Annotated in this window: 12 protein-coding genes; 2 read left to right on the top strand and 10 right to left on the bottom strand. The window is 76.0% G+C overall.

Going from position 1 to position 15,336, the window contains the following annotated elements:
* Nucleotides 1–71: 71 nt before the first annotated feature.
* Nucleotides 72–515 (top strand): DUF6299 family protein, encoded by a 444-nt coding sequence (locus ACN20G_RS15040; RefSeq protein ID WP_424213284.1) that lies wholly within the window; start codon nt 72–74, stop codon nt 513–515.
* 45 nt (nt 516–560) lie between these two features.
* On the opposite strand, the gene ACN20G_RS15035 is transcribed toward ACN20G_RS15040, so the two are convergent.
* The 4 genes from ACN20G_RS15035 to ACN20G_RS15020 all read right to left on the bottom strand — a co-directional run bounded on the left by ACN20G_RS15035 (nt 561) and on the right by ACN20G_RS15020 (nt 6,377).
* Nucleotides 561–722 (bottom strand): hypothetical protein, encoded by a 162-nt coding sequence (locus tag ACN20G_RS15035; RefSeq protein ID WP_424213283.1) that lies wholly within the window; start codon nt 720–722, stop codon nt 561–563.
* A gap of 53 nt (nt 723–775) precedes the next feature.
* Nucleotides 776–2,785: a SpoIIE family protein phosphatase gene (locus ACN20G_RS15030; protein WP_424215517.1), complete on the bottom strand. Its 2,010-nt coding sequence runs from the start codon at nt 2,783–2,785 to the stop codon at nt 776–778.
* Between the two features lie 644 nt (nt 2,786–3,429).
* Nucleotides 3,430–4,701, bottom strand: coding sequence for an FAD-dependent oxidoreductase (locus tag ACN20G_RS15025; RefSeq protein ID WP_424215516.1), 1,272 nt, complete (start codon nt 4,699–4,701; stop codon nt 3,430–3,432).
* A 104-nt stretch (nt 4,702–4,805) separates the two neighbouring features.
* Nucleotides 4,806–6,377: an ATP-grasp domain-containing protein gene (locus ACN20G_RS15020; protein ID WP_424213282.1), complete on the bottom strand. Its 1,572-nt coding sequence runs from the start codon at nt 6,375–6,377 to the stop codon at nt 4,806–4,808.
* Between the two features lie 150 nt (nt 6,378–6,527).
* On the opposite strand from ACN20G_RS15020, the gene ACN20G_RS15015 reads away from it, so the two are divergent.
* Nucleotides 6,528–7,901 (top strand): glycoside hydrolase family 26 protein, encoded by a 1,374-nt coding sequence (locus ACN20G_RS15015; RefSeq protein ID WP_424213281.1) that lies wholly within the window; start codon nt 6,528–6,530, stop codon nt 7,899–7,901.
* A gap of 71 nt (nt 7,902–7,972) precedes the next feature.
* On the opposite strand, the gene ACN20G_RS15010 is transcribed toward ACN20G_RS15015, so the two are convergent.
* The 6 genes from ACN20G_RS15010 to ACN20G_RS14985 form a co-directional block, all read right to left on the bottom strand.
* On the bottom strand, nt 7,973–9,121 hold the full coding sequence (locus tag ACN20G_RS15010; protein WP_424213280.1) for a GNAT family N-acetyltransferase: 1,149 nt from the start codon (nt 9,119–9,121) through the stop codon (nt 7,973–7,975).
* Nucleotides 9,118–9,897, bottom strand: coding sequence for a YveK family protein (locus tag ACN20G_RS15005; RefSeq protein WP_424213279.1), 780 nt, complete (start codon nt 9,895–9,897; stop codon nt 9,118–9,120). The genes ACN20G_RS15010 and ACN20G_RS15005 overlap by 4 nt, the downstream gene beginning before the upstream one ends.
* Nucleotides 9,898–10,054: 157 nt before the next feature.
* Nucleotides 10,055–11,365 (bottom strand): glycosyltransferase, encoded by a 1,311-nt coding sequence (locus tag ACN20G_RS15000; protein WP_424213278.1) that lies wholly within the window; start codon nt 11,363–11,365, stop codon nt 10,055–10,057.
* Entirely contained in the window at nt 11,362–12,147 is a 786-nt protein-coding gene (locus ACN20G_RS14995) for a polysaccharide deacetylase family protein (RefSeq protein WP_424213277.1), read from the bottom strand. Before ACN20G_RS14995 ends, ACN20G_RS15000 begins: the two co-directional genes overlap by 4 nt.
* Complete coding sequence (gene murJ, locus ACN20G_RS14990; protein WP_424213276.1) at nt 12,137–13,942, bottom strand: murein biosynthesis integral membrane protein MurJ; 1,806 nt, start codon at nt 13,940–13,942, stop codon at nt 12,137–12,139. Before murJ ends, ACN20G_RS14995 begins: the two co-directional genes overlap by 11 nt.
* On the bottom strand, nt 13,939–15,336 hold the full coding sequence (locus ACN20G_RS14985) for an O-antigen ligase family protein (protein WP_424213275.1): 1,398 nt from the start codon (nt 15,334–15,336) through the stop codon (nt 13,939–13,941). Before ACN20G_RS14985 ends, murJ begins: the two co-directional genes overlap by 4 nt.

Raw genomic sequence — 15,336 nt, 5'->3', positions numbered from 1 at the left:
ACAATGCGTTCCGGCGGATTCACCCCCGCCGCCCCACCCCCGCGAACACCCCCCACTCCCCCGGAGGAATCATGCGCATTTCGCGTCGCGCGCTGTCCATGGCCGCCGTCTCCGTCCTGGCCTCGGCCGCCGTCCTCGCCGCCCCCGCCGGGGCCGGCGCCGCCGCGAGCGAGGTGGACGTGGCCCCGGTCGCCGTCATCGGACCGGACGCGACCGTCACCCTTTCCGGGACCTACCGCTGCCTGCCCCCGTCACCCTCCGGGGCGGTGCAGATCGGCGTCACCCTCTACCAGGACGGCACCCGGCTCGGCCTCGCCGGCGGGGACGCCGTCTGCGACGGCGAGGAGCACGCCTGGCACGCCTCCGGCTCCCTGCGGCACACCCCCGACCTGCACCCCGGCACGGCCGAGGCCGAGGCCCGGCTCTCCTCCGTGCGCCCCGGCCGGGGCCTGATCCCGAACGTCACCCCGCTGAGCGCGCACCGCCAGGACGTCGAGATCCTCGCGGCCCCCTGAGCCCGCTCTCTGAGCTCACCGTCCGGGTCCGCCGGCCCGGACACCTCAGGGGCAGTCCCGGCCGGCGTCCATCACCGACAGGAACGCCACGCCGTCGCAGGAACCCACCGCGCGCGCGGTGCCGGCGGACCGCTCGACCGCCGTCCACGCCGCCACCGCCGCGCACACCAACACGAACGCCAGCAGCGCCCGCACAAGTCCTCTCATGCCCCGATGCTCACTCCCGCTCACCGCGACCGCAACCGCACGCGACCGCTCCCTCACGGAGAGTCCCCGGTGGGCGGGGCGGGAAACTCGCACCACACGGCCTTCCCGTCGCCCCGCGACTCCACGCCCCAGTGCGAGGCCACCGCGTCCACCAGCAACAACCCGCGTCCGGTGGTCGCCGCCTCGCCCGGACTGCGGCGCCGGGGCCAGACGCTGGAACGGTCCTTCACCCACAGCCTGATCCGCCGGACGGGTTCGGGCAGCACCTCCATCGTCAGCACCGCCCCGCCCTCGGTGTGCAGCAGCGCGTTCACGAGCAGCTCGCCCGCCGCCAGCTCCACGTCGTCCGCGAGCTGCGGCATCCCCCAGTCGCGCAGCGCCTGCCGCAGCGCGTACCGGGCCTCCGACAGGCCCTCGGGATCGGCCTGGTGCACGTACTGGTGGATCCGGGGCGCCCGGTGGGTGCCCGGGTCCGGCGCCCGGCGCAGCACCAGCAGGGCCACGTCGTCCCCCGAGCCCCAGCGCTCCCACAGCCGCTCGGAGAGGTGGTCCGCGAGCGCCTCCGCCCCCTGCGGGCCGCTGCGGACCGCCCGGGCCAGGGCCTCCATGCCGTCGGTGATCTCGGTGCCGGGCTCCTCGACCAGGCCGTCCGTGCACAGCACGAGGGTCTCGCCGGGCACGAGGTCGAGCCGGGTCTCGGGGAAGTCCTCCTGCGCGAAGACGGTGGCCAGCCCGAGCGGCAGCCCGCCCCGCAGGTTGGGCCAGCCGGTGCGCCCGTCGGTGTGCCGGATCAGCGGCCCGAGGTGCCCGGCCCGCACCGCCCGCACCCCGCCCGTGCCGAGGTCCACCTGGGCGTAGGTGCAGGTGGCGAAGCGTTCGGTGTCGAGTTCGGCGAGGAAGCGGGAGGCGCGGGCCAGCACCGTGGACGGCGGGTGGCCCTCGCCGGCGTAGGCCCGCAGCGCGATCCGCAGCTGGCCCATGATCGCGGCGGCGTGCGTGTCGTGGCCCTGCACGTCGCCCACCACGATGCCCACCCGGTCCCGGGGCAGCGCGATCACGTCGTACCAGTCCCCGCCGACCTCCCGCCCGCTCCACGCCGAGTGGTAGCGCACCGCGATCTCGCCGCCGCCGATCTCGGGGATCCGGCGCGGCAGCATCGCGGCCTGGAGCCCGGTGGCGAACTCGCGTTCCTGGTCGAAGAGCAGGGCCCGTTGCAGGGACTGGGCGACGATGCCGGCCAGGCCCAGGCTCAGGTTGCGCTCCTCGGGGCTGAACTCGGAGTGCCGGCGGTAGAAGAGCACCAGCCCGCCGATGGCCTTGGCCTGCGCGATCAACGGCAGGTAGGCGGCCGCGTTGTAGTGGATCCGCCGCAGGTAGGGGCCCATGAGCGGGTACTGCTCGGCCAGCTCCGACAGATCGTCCACGAAGCGCGCGGTGCGGGTGATGATCACGTCGGACAGCGGCAGCGAACCGTCCAGGCGGGTGAAGCGGCGCTCGGAGAGGATCTCCAGGGTCTCGCCGCTGAGCGCGATGATCCGCACCGCGCCGCTCTCCACCAGCCCCAGGGCCAGCCCGTCCGCGCCGAGCCGCTCCAGGGCCCCGGCCCCGGTCAGGGCCGCCGTCACGTCGTCCACGGTCACCGCCCGCGACAGCGCCTCGGTGGTCCGCTGCACGATGGTGCTCTGCTTGGCGCGGGCCGCCTCCAGCTGCCGCAGCGCGGTGGCCTGCGCCAGCTCGGCGGTGGCGTCCCGCACGATCCCCAGGATCCGGCGGGCCCGCCCCTCGGCGTCCCGCAGGATCCGCCCCTGGGTGTGGGTCCACTGCTCCCGGCCGTCCCGGCGGCGCACGGTGAAATAGGCCCCGTAGGTCTCCTCCCGCGCGTCGAGGGCGCTGAGCACGGTCTCGCCGAGCCGCAGCCCGTCCGAGTCGTCGATGCCCAGGCCCAGGCCCTCCGGGGTGCCGTCGAAGGAGCCGGGCGGCAGGTCGAAGACGACCATGCCGGCGGGGTCGAGGTCGAGGGTCCCCTCGTCCAGGTCCCAGTCGAAGCTGCCCATCCCGTTCAGGGCGAGTCGCTCGCCCGCGCCGGTGGGCCGGCCCCGGCCCGGCTCCGGGCCCTGCCCCGCGTGGCCCTCGCGGGGGCGGGCGGGCGGCTCGGCGTCCCCGGCGGGCGCCCCCGCCGGACCGCGCTGGTGCTGCGTCTCGGAGGAACCCCCGGGCGGGGGCGCGGCTGACTGGGGCGCGGCGGGCCGGGGCGTGGCGGCCTCGCGGACCCGTTCCGGGGCGTCCTCGCCGCCGGGCGCGGGCTCGGGGCGCGGTCGGGGACGTGGTTCGGGGCCTCGCCCGTGCCCGTGTGCCTGCGCCGCTGCCACGCGTCCACCACCTAACGGCCGGGCCAGTAGGGCTGTCTGATCAGCCGGTCCCACTCCTCGTCAGGATGCCCCGGAAGTGTGCGTCCGGCCTGTCGCCAGCGCTCGACGAGCGACAGGTAGATCACGGGATCGCCGCTCCCGGGGGCGGGCGCGGCGGGTCCCCCGACCGGGGTTGTACCCGCCGGGGCGCCCCGAGCCACCACGGGCGCGGATCCGACCGCCTCGGGCGCGCCGGGGGGCCGGGGATCCGCCCCCGCCGCTTGTTCGCCGCGGCTGGCGGGAATCCTGACCCACCCCCGACCCTCTGCGCGTTCCCGGCTCATCACGGACCCCTTCTGTCACCTCAGGGAAGGCTGCGGACGTTCGACGCGGGCGGTGACCGTGCGGGGTCGGCCCGTGCCGAGCGTGACCGGCCGCGACCCGCTCGCGCGCAATCGCCGTCGGACACCCGTCACCAGTCTCCCCGCCGTGAAGCCGGCGCCGTGTACAAATCGCATGGAAGGGCCGAACGAGGGAGCCGCGAGCAGGCCCGCGAAGAAGAGTCCGGGCCGTCCCGACTCGAAATCGGCGCCGAGGGCGGGGGCCCCGCAGCCGCCGAGCCGGGGCAGGGCGGCGCGCAGGGTGGGCGGGAGCAGGTCGAGCCGGTCCAGGTCGGGGGCGAAGCCGGTGGCGGCGATCACGTGCGCGGCCTCCAGGACGGTCCGCCGGCCGTCACCTCCGGCCAGTTCCAGCCGGACCCCGTCCCCGTGGGCCCCGACGGCGAGCAGTCGCTGTCCGGTGAGCACGGGCACCCGGTGTTCGAATCGGGACCGCAGCCACCAGGCGCCGGCCGGTCCGAGGGCGGTGTGGAAGATCCGTTCGCGGGTGGGGGCGGGCAGGGCGCGCACGGCGCCGGGGAGCTCGGCGTAGGCCCAGTTGCGCCAGCCCGAGCCGAGGCCGCTGTGCGGGGTGCGCAGGGAGCGGGTGAGCGGGCGCCGCAGCGGTGGGGGCACGGTGTTCCAGCACAGGGCGGGCCGGCGGGCCACGACGGTGGGCCGGGCGCCGGCGTCGGCGAGCAGGCTCGCGGTCTCCAGCGCGGCCTGTCCGGCGCCCAGGACCACCACGTCGTGGCCCGCCCAGCGCTCCAGGTCGTGGCCGCCGTGCTCGGTGCTGTGCGACCAGGTGCCGGGCGGCAGGGCGTCGAGGGCGCGGGGGTGGCGGCGGAAGGGCATGACGCCCACGGCGAGGGTGACGGCGCGGGTGTGCAGGGGTTCGCCGTCGGCGCGGGTGATCCGGTAGCCGCCGGGTTCGGGGGCGAGTCCGACGACGGTGCTCTCCTCGACGGCGGGGACGGCCGTGTCGGCGAACCACAGCCCGTACTCGCCGAACACCTCGATGGGCAGCGGCCGGCCGTGCGCGGCGTTCAGGCCGCGGCGGGCGCAGTAGTCGGCCAGGGTGTGGCCGGGGGCGGGGGCGGAGAGGTCGGAGGCCCAGGGTTCGGACTTGAGGTGCATGCCGGCGGGCATGTGGTCGCGCCAGGAGGCCATGGGCCGGCCCAGGACGCGGACGTCGAGGCCGGCCGCGGCGGCGTGGGCGCCGATCGAGAGGCCGTAGGGGCCCGCGCCGATCACGACGAGGTCGGATCGGCGCCGGGGTCCGGGCACCCGGTGCGCGTGGTGCGGCGCGGGGGTGTCGCGGGGGGTGTGGCGGGGGGTGGGGAAGGGGTCGGAAGGGGTCAACGTGCCACCAGTTCGTCGGGTTCCGCGGAGTCCGCGGCGCCGGTGCCGTCCACCTCCCCTCTCGGGTGGGGGGTGCGGGTCGGTACCGCCGCGCGAGTGATACGCCGACTTTGCCCAGGAAAACCGGAAATCACACCCCAGCCTTTGCGGACCCCCCGACCGAGGAAGGCGCCGAGCATCGCGACAAACGGGGCCATGTCGTCGGCCGCCCACCAGGCGTACTCGACGCGTCCCCGGCGCGGGCCGGACAGCCGTCCGGCGGGCCCGGGAGGCCGGCGTCGGGGCCCCGCGCCGCGGTCGTGCGCGGGCTCGGCGCGGGCCGCCTCGGGCTGCGCCGGGACGCCGATCGCGGTAGGGCGTCCGACCACCTCGTGCGTCGCTCCCCCCTCGCCGATCTCGTGGTCACCTTCACTCTCGTTCGTCACACGAGAACCGTCGACCACACCCGCCTCACCCCCTCGCGCGCCGACGGGCACCGGACCCTGCCCGGGGCGCACCGGCAGCAGCCCCAACACCCGCGACATCAGCGCGTAGTTCTCCGCCACGAACCGCCGCCCCGGACCCCCGCTCGGCGCCGGCACCCGTTGCCCCGTCAGATCCAGGTACAGGGCCCGCACCACGTCCAACCCGCCGTCCTCCGTGAACAGGCGGAACTGGGCCCCGGGGCGCGGGTTGAAGTCCACGAGCCGGAACGCGCCGCGCTCGTCGCGGCGGAAGTCGAGGTCGAGGATGCCCTGGTAGCGCAGCAGCCGGGCCAGCCGCAGCCCGGCCTCCTCCACCGCCGGATCGGGCAGCCAGCGGCCCACGGCCGTCAGCCCCGTGCGCACCGGCCACGAGTGCTCCTTGCGGCCCGCCCCGTACAGCAGCGGCAGCCCCTCCCTGGTGAAACACCCGTGGAAGAAGCGGTCGGTGTCCGGGCCGGCGGGCAGGAAGCGCTGCAACAGCAGCCGACTGCCGGCCTCCTCGGTCCGTTCCCACAACAGCCGGGCCTCGGTCGCGCTGTGCACCAGGCAGGTGCTGCGCAGCCCCGACCCGGCGGGCAACAGCCAGGGCCGGCTCCACTTCGCGACCAGCGGCAGCCCCAGCCGCCAGGCCGCGTCCCCGGCCTCGGCCGCCGCCGACGGCACCACCGTCTCCGGGTGCGGGATGCCCCAGCGGGCGCACAGGGAGGCCAGTTCGGCCTTGTCAGCGACCCGGGCCGGCAGGTCGTCGGGCTGATGGGGGATCCGGAACCGCCCGTCCAACCGACCGGCCAGGCGCCCCAGCGAGATGGCCCCGCAGTCGTCCATCGCGATCAGCACGGCGGGCCGCCCGATCCGCTCCGACACGCCGAGCAGACAGGACAGCAGAGCCTCCGGGGCCTCCGGATCCGAACCACCGTCAGGACCCTTGTGCACGGCCCGCAGATAGCGCGAGCGCGCCAGCGGACCACCCCCGCCCTCGACCACCGCGTGCACCTCCACGCCGCCGCGGCCTAGGGATCTGACGGCCCCGAGGGTGCCGTGGTGGAAGGGGTTGCGATCCAGTCGCAGCAGGACGGCGGGCTCGGGGCCGGCGAACTCGTGCATGAAAGGACGTCTTTCACCTAGTCGGACCAAGCGGAAGTGATGCGCACATGCGAATGGCCCACCAGGGCATGCACCGGACAGGCCATTCGTCGGATCTGATGCCTAACGTCGAGTGCAAGCACACCGACTCGGGAAAGCTCGGGAGACGCCATGCCCAGACCAAGCCGCAGATTCGCGGGGACCTGCATCGGCGCCGTGACGGCCGGCCTCCTCGCCACCGGGGCGGCCCTCACCGAACCCGAGGAGCGCGTGGTCCGGGACCGCGACATCGCGATGGGCGCCTACCTCGACTACGGCCCCGCCGGCGTGGCACGCATCCCGTACCTCTCGCGCTGGCTCGGCGGGGCCGAGATCCGGGTCGGGCACACGTACCTCCCCGGCGACGTGTGGTCCAACATCGAGGGCCAGGGCGCCATGGACTACCTGGCGGCCTGGGCGGCCTGGCGGCGCGGCTCCCCCGACCGGATGTTCGTCCTGAACGTCCCGATGCAGGAGCGCAACGAGGCCCGCGTGTCCGACCAGGAGGTGGCCCGCCTGATCCGGGCCGGCGCCCGCGGCGAGTACGACGAACACTTCCGCCGGCTCGCCGAGCGCCTCGTCCAGCTCAAGGTCCCCGACACCGTGGTCGTGCTCGGCTGGGAGATGAACGGCACCACCTACACCCACCGCTGCGGGCCCGACCCGGAGAACTGGAAGGTGTACTGGAAGCGGATCGTCAACGCGATGCGCTCCGTGCCCGGCGCCCGGTTCAAGTTCGATTTCGCCCCCAACCGGGGCACCGACGCGATCGGCTGGACCCGCTGCTACCCGGGCGACGACGTGGTCGACGTCATCGGCATGGACTCGTACGACCAGGACCCCGGCCGCACGTTCGACGACCAGATCACCCAGCCCTACGGCCTCCAACAGCACGTCGACTTCGCGAAGGCACACGGCAAGCCGATCTCCTACCCCGAGTGGGGACTGTTCCGGCGCGGCGACAACCCCGAGTACGTGCGGCGCATGCTCGGCTGGATCAACGAGCACAAACCGCTCTACCACACGCTCACCGACTACTGCCCGCACGGCGTCTGGCAGTGCAAGCAGAACCCGCGCGCCGCCAAGGTCTTCCGCGAGCTGATGTCCGACCGGCCCGCGCCCGTCCCCTCCCCGCTGCCGACCGGCCCGAGCCTGCCGCCCCGGCCCACCCTGCCGCCGCTGCCCACCCCGACCCGGCCGACCCGGCCCCCGGTGCCGACCCTGCCGCCGCTCCCCGTCCCCACGCCCACGCCCACACCCGAGCCCACCCCGACACCCGTGCCGAAGCCCACGCCGACGCCGAAGCCCACGCCGGTGCCGGAGCTGCCCGTTCCCACACCCACACCCACGCCGAAGCCCACGCCGAAGCCGACCACCCCCGTGAACCCCAAGGAGTGGTGCGTCCCGATCCAGTTCGGCGACTGGCTCTCCCAGCTCGTCGGCAAGCAGTCCGTCTGCGTGAAGTTCGACGGCGGCAAGGGCGGCTACTGGCCCTTCCGGAACTGATCCGCCCACCCGCCCCGGGCCCGTCCCGGGGCGGGCCCGGCCGCCCCGGGACGGGTCCTTCGGGGCCCCGTTCACCGGGCGCGCAGATCGTTCAGCCGGGCCCGCCAGTCGCGGGCCGCCGGCACCGTCTCCCGTACCGCGTCCGCCATCCGGTCCCGCCCCGTGACCTGCGCCCGCCGCAGCCGCAGTAGCGGGGCCAGGGCGCTGGTCGCCAACAGCATCCGCTGGTTGACCACCACGCTGGGCCGCCAGTGGTTCTTGTACGGCTCGTTGCCGCGCAGGAAGCTGACCACCGGCCGGCCCTCGGCCACCGCCCGCGCCGTCTCGTGGCGCAACAACAGCGTCGCCACGTCCACCCGGCGCGAGCGCAGGTCCGGATCGGCCCCGTACAGGTAGCCGCCCGACAGGCCCGCCGACAGCAGGGTCACGTTCGACGCGACCACCTTGCCGTCCAGCCGGTACTCGGTCAGCCGCCCGTCCCCCGAGCGCACCATGCGCCGGGTGGCCCGCGTCAGGTGCTCGGCGAACCGGGGCCGAAGGTGCTCGGGGGTCACGCCCCGGCCCCGCCACTGCTTCTCGTGCAGCCGCAGCATGGTCCGCACCGCGCGCGGCACCTCCTGCTCGGTGACCTCCCGCTCCTCCAGCCCCGCCGCGTCGGTCTTGCGCAGCTTGGCCCGCACCCGTTGCGCACCCGCCGTCGGCATCCGCTTGACCAGCTCCTCGAAGGGCACGGCCGGCAGCTCCATGCACGCCGAGTCCGCGAGCGTGCTGCGCTCCCCGGGCCAGTGCGCGTACAGACGTTCCGCCGCCGCCCCCGGGCGCACCTCCCGCAGGTCCACCACCGCGCCCCGCGCGGCCCGGTGCAGCCCCTCGGCCAGCGCCGGCACCGCCCGGTCCGCGTGCTCGGCGTCCACCAGCACGTCCGAGTAGTCGGTGATCTCCCCGCCCAGCGGCACGAGCAGCGGCAACGGCCGGTGCACGAGCGTCAGGGCCGCCGCCGCCACCAACCGGCCGTCCCCGCGCCGCACCAGCACCACCCGCAGCCGGCCCTCGTGCCCGTAGCTCAGCCACCACGAGTGCAGCCACGCGTGGTGCTGGAACGGGGTCGCCGAAGGGCAGGAGCGCACCAGCCGGTTCCACTCCTCCTCCATCGACGCGAACCGGCGCGGGTCCCGGCACAGCGTGACCGTCAGCGGTCCGCCCGCCGCCCGCCCGCTCATCGGGCCGACTCCTTCTCCTTGGCCGCCGCCCCGCCCTCGGCCTGCGCCGGCAGCGCCGCGACCGGCCCGAAGCCGACCCCGGCGACCGGCGCGTACACCGGCGCGTACCCGGCGGGCACCCCGGCGAGGCCCTCGGCCCCCTCGCCGTCCTCCCGACGCCGGCCGCGCGCCCCCGGGCCGGCCAGCAGCGCCAACCCGCCGAGCAGCCCGCCCGCGCACATCCCCACGGCCGCGCTGATCGGCGCGGACGGCGAGATCGACTCCGGCGGCGCCACCGCCTGGTTGAACATCAACAACTGCACGCCGGTGTTCTTCGCGGCCTGGTTGCTGCTGAGCGAGAGGGCGTCGGCGACCGCGTTCGCGATGTCCGCCGCCTTCGCCGGGTCCCCGTCGGTGCCCGTGATCGCGATCATCGGGGACTCCGGCGAGGTCTCCGCCCGCACCTGCGCGCGCAGCTTCTTCGCCGACACCCCGGCCCGCGGCTGGGCGTAGGCCAGGGTGGACTGGCTGGTCGCGATCCGCGCGTACGCCTGCGCGAAGCCCTGCGCCGTGGCCGGCTCGGTGTCGTCGTCGGGCACGGCCACGACGTAGCTGGTGGCGGCGTACTGCGGGGTCTTCAGCACCCCGTACGCGCCGCCCGCCGCGAGCCCGAGCACGGCGCAGGCCGGCAGCGGCCACCACACGGGCAGCACGGACAGCCGCCCCTTGCGGGAGCGCCGCCCATCGGCGGTCTCGGGGTTCGCGGTGTGCGCGGGGTTCGCGGGGTTGTCGGCCATCTGCGGCTCACTCACTTCCTGGAGAGGGACGGGCGGCTGCGGGGGCAGCGCCCGCGGGGGTGGGGGACACGGCCGTGCGCCGGGGATCCGGCCGGCGCGGTCGGGACCTGAGGGGGCCGGTCCGGGGACGGACCGGCGGGTCTGGGGGGAGCGGCGATCACGGACCGGCGGCGGACTCCGGGTCCGCGCCGATCCCGGCCCCGGGGCGGGCGGGGGCCGTCGGGCCGGGCACCCGCGCCGCCCCCGGCTCCGCCCGGCGCCCGCAGCCGGCCGCGCCCGCGGGCCCGACCGGGGTGCCCGACCAGGCCCGCGCGTAGACCTCCGCCAACAGCTCGGCGCTGCGCACGATGTCGTAGCGGCGCACCACCGGCGGCACCGGCCGGCGTCGCGCGCCCGCGTCCCGGCACTCGCGCAGCGCCCGTTCCAACGCGCCCGCGTCGGGTCCGATCCGCAGCGCGCCCGGCGCCTCCTCGGGCGGCAGGTCGTCGACGGCCGGGCAGGTCACGTGCAACACCGGCAGGCCCGCCGCCAGCGCCTCCAAGACCGCCAATCCGAACGCCTCCTCCTTCGACGGGGACACGAACACGTCCATCGCGCTCAACAGTTCGGGCACCCCCGGGGTGACGGCCGGACCCCCGCGTGCACCCAAGGGGTCGCGTTCGCCGAGCAGGTGCACCCGGTCCGCCGCCCCCAGCTCACCGGCCAGGGCCCGCAGCCGGGCCCGTTCGGGTCCGTCGCCGACCAGCACCAGCCGGGCCGCCGGCAGCGCCGCGACCGCGCGGACCGCGACGTCGAAGCGCTTGCCGGGCACCAGCCGGCCGACCCCGCCGACCACGAACGCGTCGGCGGGCAGCCCGATCCGGGCCCGCGTGGCCTCCCGCACGGCCGGGTCGAAGCGGAAGCGCAGGGCCTCGATCCCGTTGGGCACGACCGCGATCCGGTCGGCCGGCACCCCCCAGCCCACCAGCCGGCCGGCCACCGTGTCGGAGACGGCGACCGTGGCCGAGCCCAGCCGTTCGCTCGCCAGGTACAGCCCGCGCACCCCCCGGGTCAGCGGCCGGCCCTCGATCTCGGCCTCGCCCAGCGAGTGCTCGGTGGCCACGACGGTCCGCACCCCCGCCATCCGGGCCGCGAGCCGGCCGTACACGCAGGCCCGGTACAGGTGCGTGTGGACGAGGTCGTAGCGGCCGCGCCGCACGATCCGGGCCAGTCGGGGCAGCGCCCCCAGGTCCCGGTTGCCGTTCATGCCCAGGTCCAGGACGCGCACCCCGTCGGCGCGCAGGCCCTCGGCCACCGGCCCGGGATTGGTGAGGGTGAGCACGTCGGCCCGCATCGGCAGGTGCCGCAGCAGCAGCCGCAGTTGTTGTTCGGCGCCGCCCACCCCGAGCCCGGTGATCACGTGCAGCACCTTGGGCGAGCCCTGGCCCGCGCCCTTGCGGTAGGGGGTGGCGCCCCCGGTCTCGATCATCGGCCGAACACTCCCCGGCGCAGTTCGCGGGCCCGGTGGCGGGCCTGTTTGACGAGCAGCCGGGCCGGTCCGTCGGCCTGGCTCACGTGGGTGCGGGCGATGGCGTGCGGGTCCCCGGCCAGCGGGCCGGGGTCGATGCCCACGGCCCAGGCGTAGCCGGCGGCCCGGGTGGCCTCCAGGACCCGCCGGTCCAGGGAGCCGTACGGGTAGCAGAAGCCCTCGGGCGCCCGTCCGGTCAGTTCGGTCAGGGCGGCCCGGCTGTCGACGAGTTCCGCCGTCAGCTCGGCGTCGGGGAGTCCGGTGAGGTGCCGGTGCAGCATGCCGTGGGAGCCGATCTCGGTGCCGGCCGCGGCGGCCTCGCGCACCTCGTCCGCGTCGAGCAGCGGCTTGCGGGGGCCGAGCGGGTCCCAGGCGTTGTCGGTGCCGAGCCGGCCGGGCAGCACGAACAGGGTGGCGGTGCAGCGGTGCCGGGCCAGCAGCGGCAGGGCGTGCTCCAGGAAGTCGCGGTAGCCGTCGTCGAAGGTGAGCCCGACCAGTCCGGCGGCCCGCCCGGCGGCCCGAGCGGCCCACAGCTCGCCCATCGAGACCCCGCGCAGCCCCTGGCCCACCAGCCGGCGCAACTGCGCGTCGAGCACCTCGGGGGTGACGGTGATGCCGTAGGGGTCCTGGTCGGGGGAGGCGATCGCGGTGACGGAGTGGTACATCAGCACCCAGGGCACGGCCCCGGGCGGGCGGGCGGGTCGGGGCCCGGGGAGGCCGGCGGGCAGGGTCTCAGCGGTCATCGCGGAACCTCGTGGGAAGACGGTGTCTGAGGGCTCGCGGGAGGCGGTGGGCCGCCCCGGCGAGGAGTGCGGGCAGGGCGAGGGCCTGCGGGGCGCGCAGGGCCATGCCGGTGGCGACGAACATCGCGGGCACCAGGAACACGCCCAGGGCCACGCTCAGCAGCGCGTCGGGGACCAGCGGGCCGGCGAGCAGGCCGGTCGCGGCGGCGGCGGTCGCGGCCAGGGCGAGTCGGCCCAGTTCGCGGACCACCCGGCCGGCGCGGATGGGCACGATCCGGGAGCCGATCCCGAAGAGCAGCAGGGCCGCGGTGGTGGAGATGCCGGCCGCGTTGGCGGCGGCGATCCCCCAGGTGCCCCACCAGCCGGCGGCGAGCACCCCGACGGCGATGTTGACGAGGAGTCCGACGCCCATCGCGAGCATCGGGAACCAGGTGGGGCGGGCGGCCGAGAAGAAGGGTCGGGACAGGGCCCCGACCAGGCAGTGGCCGAGCAGTCCGAGGGCGTAGACCCGCATCACGGAGGCGGTGGCGGCAGTGTCCTCGGCGGTGAACGCGCCGCGTTGGAAGAGCACCTCGATGATCTGCGGGGCGTAGCCGATCACCATCGCGGTGCCGAGCAGCACGGTCAGCCCGGCCAGCGCGAGGTCCTGTTCCACCCGGCGGCGGGCCTTGTCCCGTTCGCCGCTCGCCATGGCCTGGGCGACCACGGGGAAGGTGACGGTGGCGATCATCAGGGAGAGCACCATCGGCATCTGCGCGACCTTCTGCGCGTAGTTCAGGTGCGAGATGGCGCCGGCGGGCAGGGCCGCCGCGAGGAAGCGCTCGACGAGGACCTGGGACTGCCGGAACACGGCGAAGAGGATGACGGGGGCGATCAGGCCCAGCGCCATCAGCGTGGGCCGGTCCCGGTCCCGCTGCTCCCCCCGGGGCGGGCGCCGGCGCCGGGTGGGCAGTCCCACGTGCCGGACGAACGCGGGCAGTTGCACGAGGATCATCAACAGGCCGCCGACGGCCACCCCGGCCGCCGCCGCCCGCACCCCCCAGGCCGCGTGCAGGGCGAACACGGCGCCGATGATGCCCACGTTGTAGGCCACGTAGATCGCGGCCGGCGGCAGGAAGGAGCGGTGGGCGCGCAGGGCGGCGCTGAAGTAGCCGGCCACGCCGAAGGTGAGGACGGTCAGCGCGGTCAGCCGGGTGCAGCGGATCGCGAGTTCGGGATCGGGCAGGCCGGGCGCGAGCACCCCGACCACGACGGGGGCGGCGAGCACGAGCAGGCCGGTGACGACGGCGAGCAGGAGCAGCAGCCGGGGCAGGGTGGCCAGCACCAGCAGCCGCACGGGGTCGACGGCCCGGGCCTCGGCCCGGGTCAGTCCGGAGCGGGCGGCGGCGCGGCGGGCCAGGGCGTGACTGAACGCGGGCACCATGAGCAGGGCCATGGCGTCCTCGATCAGCAGCGTCGAGGCCATCTCGGGCACGGTCCAGGCCACCAGGAAGGCGTCGCTGTCGTGCCCCGCGCCGAAGAGGTGGGCGATGCTCTGGTCGCGGAGCAGGCCGAGGACCGCGCCGGCCGCCGTGAGCGAGGCGGTGACGGCGGCGGCCTTGGCCAGGGTCCGGCCGAGTCGGGCCCCGCCCGCCCCGTCCCCGTCGCCGGGGGCCGCCGGCGCGGGCGGGTCGGCGGCCAGGGTGGGCGCGGGCACGACGGTGCCCGGGGCCTCGGCGGGGCGCCCCGGGCGCGACGGACGGCCCGGGCCCTCCGGGGTGGAGGGCGCGGGCCGCCAGGGCGTCGTGTCGGTCACCTGCCGGCCGTGCCCGCCCGGACCCCGAGGGCCCACCATCCGGCGAGGCCGATGATGACCCCGGTGAGCACGGTGGAGGGGCCGCCGATGTCCGCGTAGAGGAAGTCGGTGAGCTGCCAGGCGAGGAGGCCGACGGCGACCAGGCCGCAGTCCCGGGCCCCGGGTTCGGCGAGGAAGCGGCGGACCCCGGCGACGAGGAGGGCGATCCATCCGCCGGCCAGGGCGGTCAGGCCGATCAGGCCCTGTTCGCCGAGGACCAGCAGGTACATGTTGTGCGGGGAGAGCAGGGCCTGCTTGACGAAGCCCTGTCCGGCGCCGGCGGTGTCGGAGCCGGCGGACAGGGCGATGGAGGAGTAGGAGTCGCGGTAGGCCGGGAAGCCCTTGAGGCCGACCCCGGCGGCCGGGTTCTCCCGCCACATCTCCTGGGCCGCGGCCCACATGGTGTACCGGTCCACGACGGACTGGTCGGGGGCGCCGGCCACCTGGGTGATGGAGGAGAGGCGTTCGGCGACCATCTCGGAGCCGAGCCCGAGCCCGCCGACGAGGACCACGCCGAGGGCGGCGAGGGCGGCGAGCACGCCGAGCGCGCGGCGGATCCCGGCGAGGACCATGACGAGGAGGGCGGCCACGACGGTCGCGATCCACGCGCCCCGGCTGAAGGAGAGCACCAGGGGCACGGGCAGGGCGCACGCGGAGATCAGCGCGAACCGCCGCACCCGGGGGGAGGCGCCGGGGGCGAGGGCGAGGGCGGCGGCCGCGATCAGCCCGTAGGCGACCACGGTGGCCATGCCCATCACGTCCCCGGGCCCGAAGGTGCCGACGGCGCGGATGTCCTCGCCCTGGTAGGAGGCGCCGGTGTGGGTGGCGAACTGGACCACGCCGAAGGCGCCCTGGGCCAGGGCCAGCACCATGAAGCAGCCGGCGACCAGCCGGAACGCGAAGGCGTCGACGACCAGCAGGATCACGGCGACGGGCACGAGCACGAAGACCTGGAGGTAGCGGACCAGGCCCGGCAGCGCGGCCCCGGGGTCGCCGGCCGTGATCGTGGCGACGGCCGGTCCGAGGGCCGCGATCCCGAAGACGATCGCGGCGGGCCGGCCCAAGGGTCGGACCCGGCCCTGGAGGGCCCGCAGTCCGCAGACCGCGACCAGCAGGAAGGAGAAGGCGTCGGCGGGGCCCACCTTGCCGGAGGTGGCGGCGTCCCCGGCGGGGACCGGGGCGAGCAGCGCGAGCACGGTCGCGGCCAGCGGCAGCAGGGCCCAGTGGCGGCGCAGCACGGCCGCCGCGCCCCGGGGCGGGGCCTCGATCCGGATCAGCGGCCCGCCGACGGCGGCGGCCGGCGCTGTTTCACGTGAAACAGCCGTTGTTTCACGTGAAACGGTGTCGGTGCTCAT

The sequence above is a fragment of the Streptomyces dryopteridis genome (assembly GCF_049606955.1).
Classification (GTDB): Bacteria; Actinomycetota; Actinomycetes; order Streptomycetales; family Streptomycetaceae; genus Streptomyces.
The sequence above is the reverse complement of the archived record's forward strand: the minus strand, read 5'-3'. Positions and strand labels throughout refer to the sequence as shown.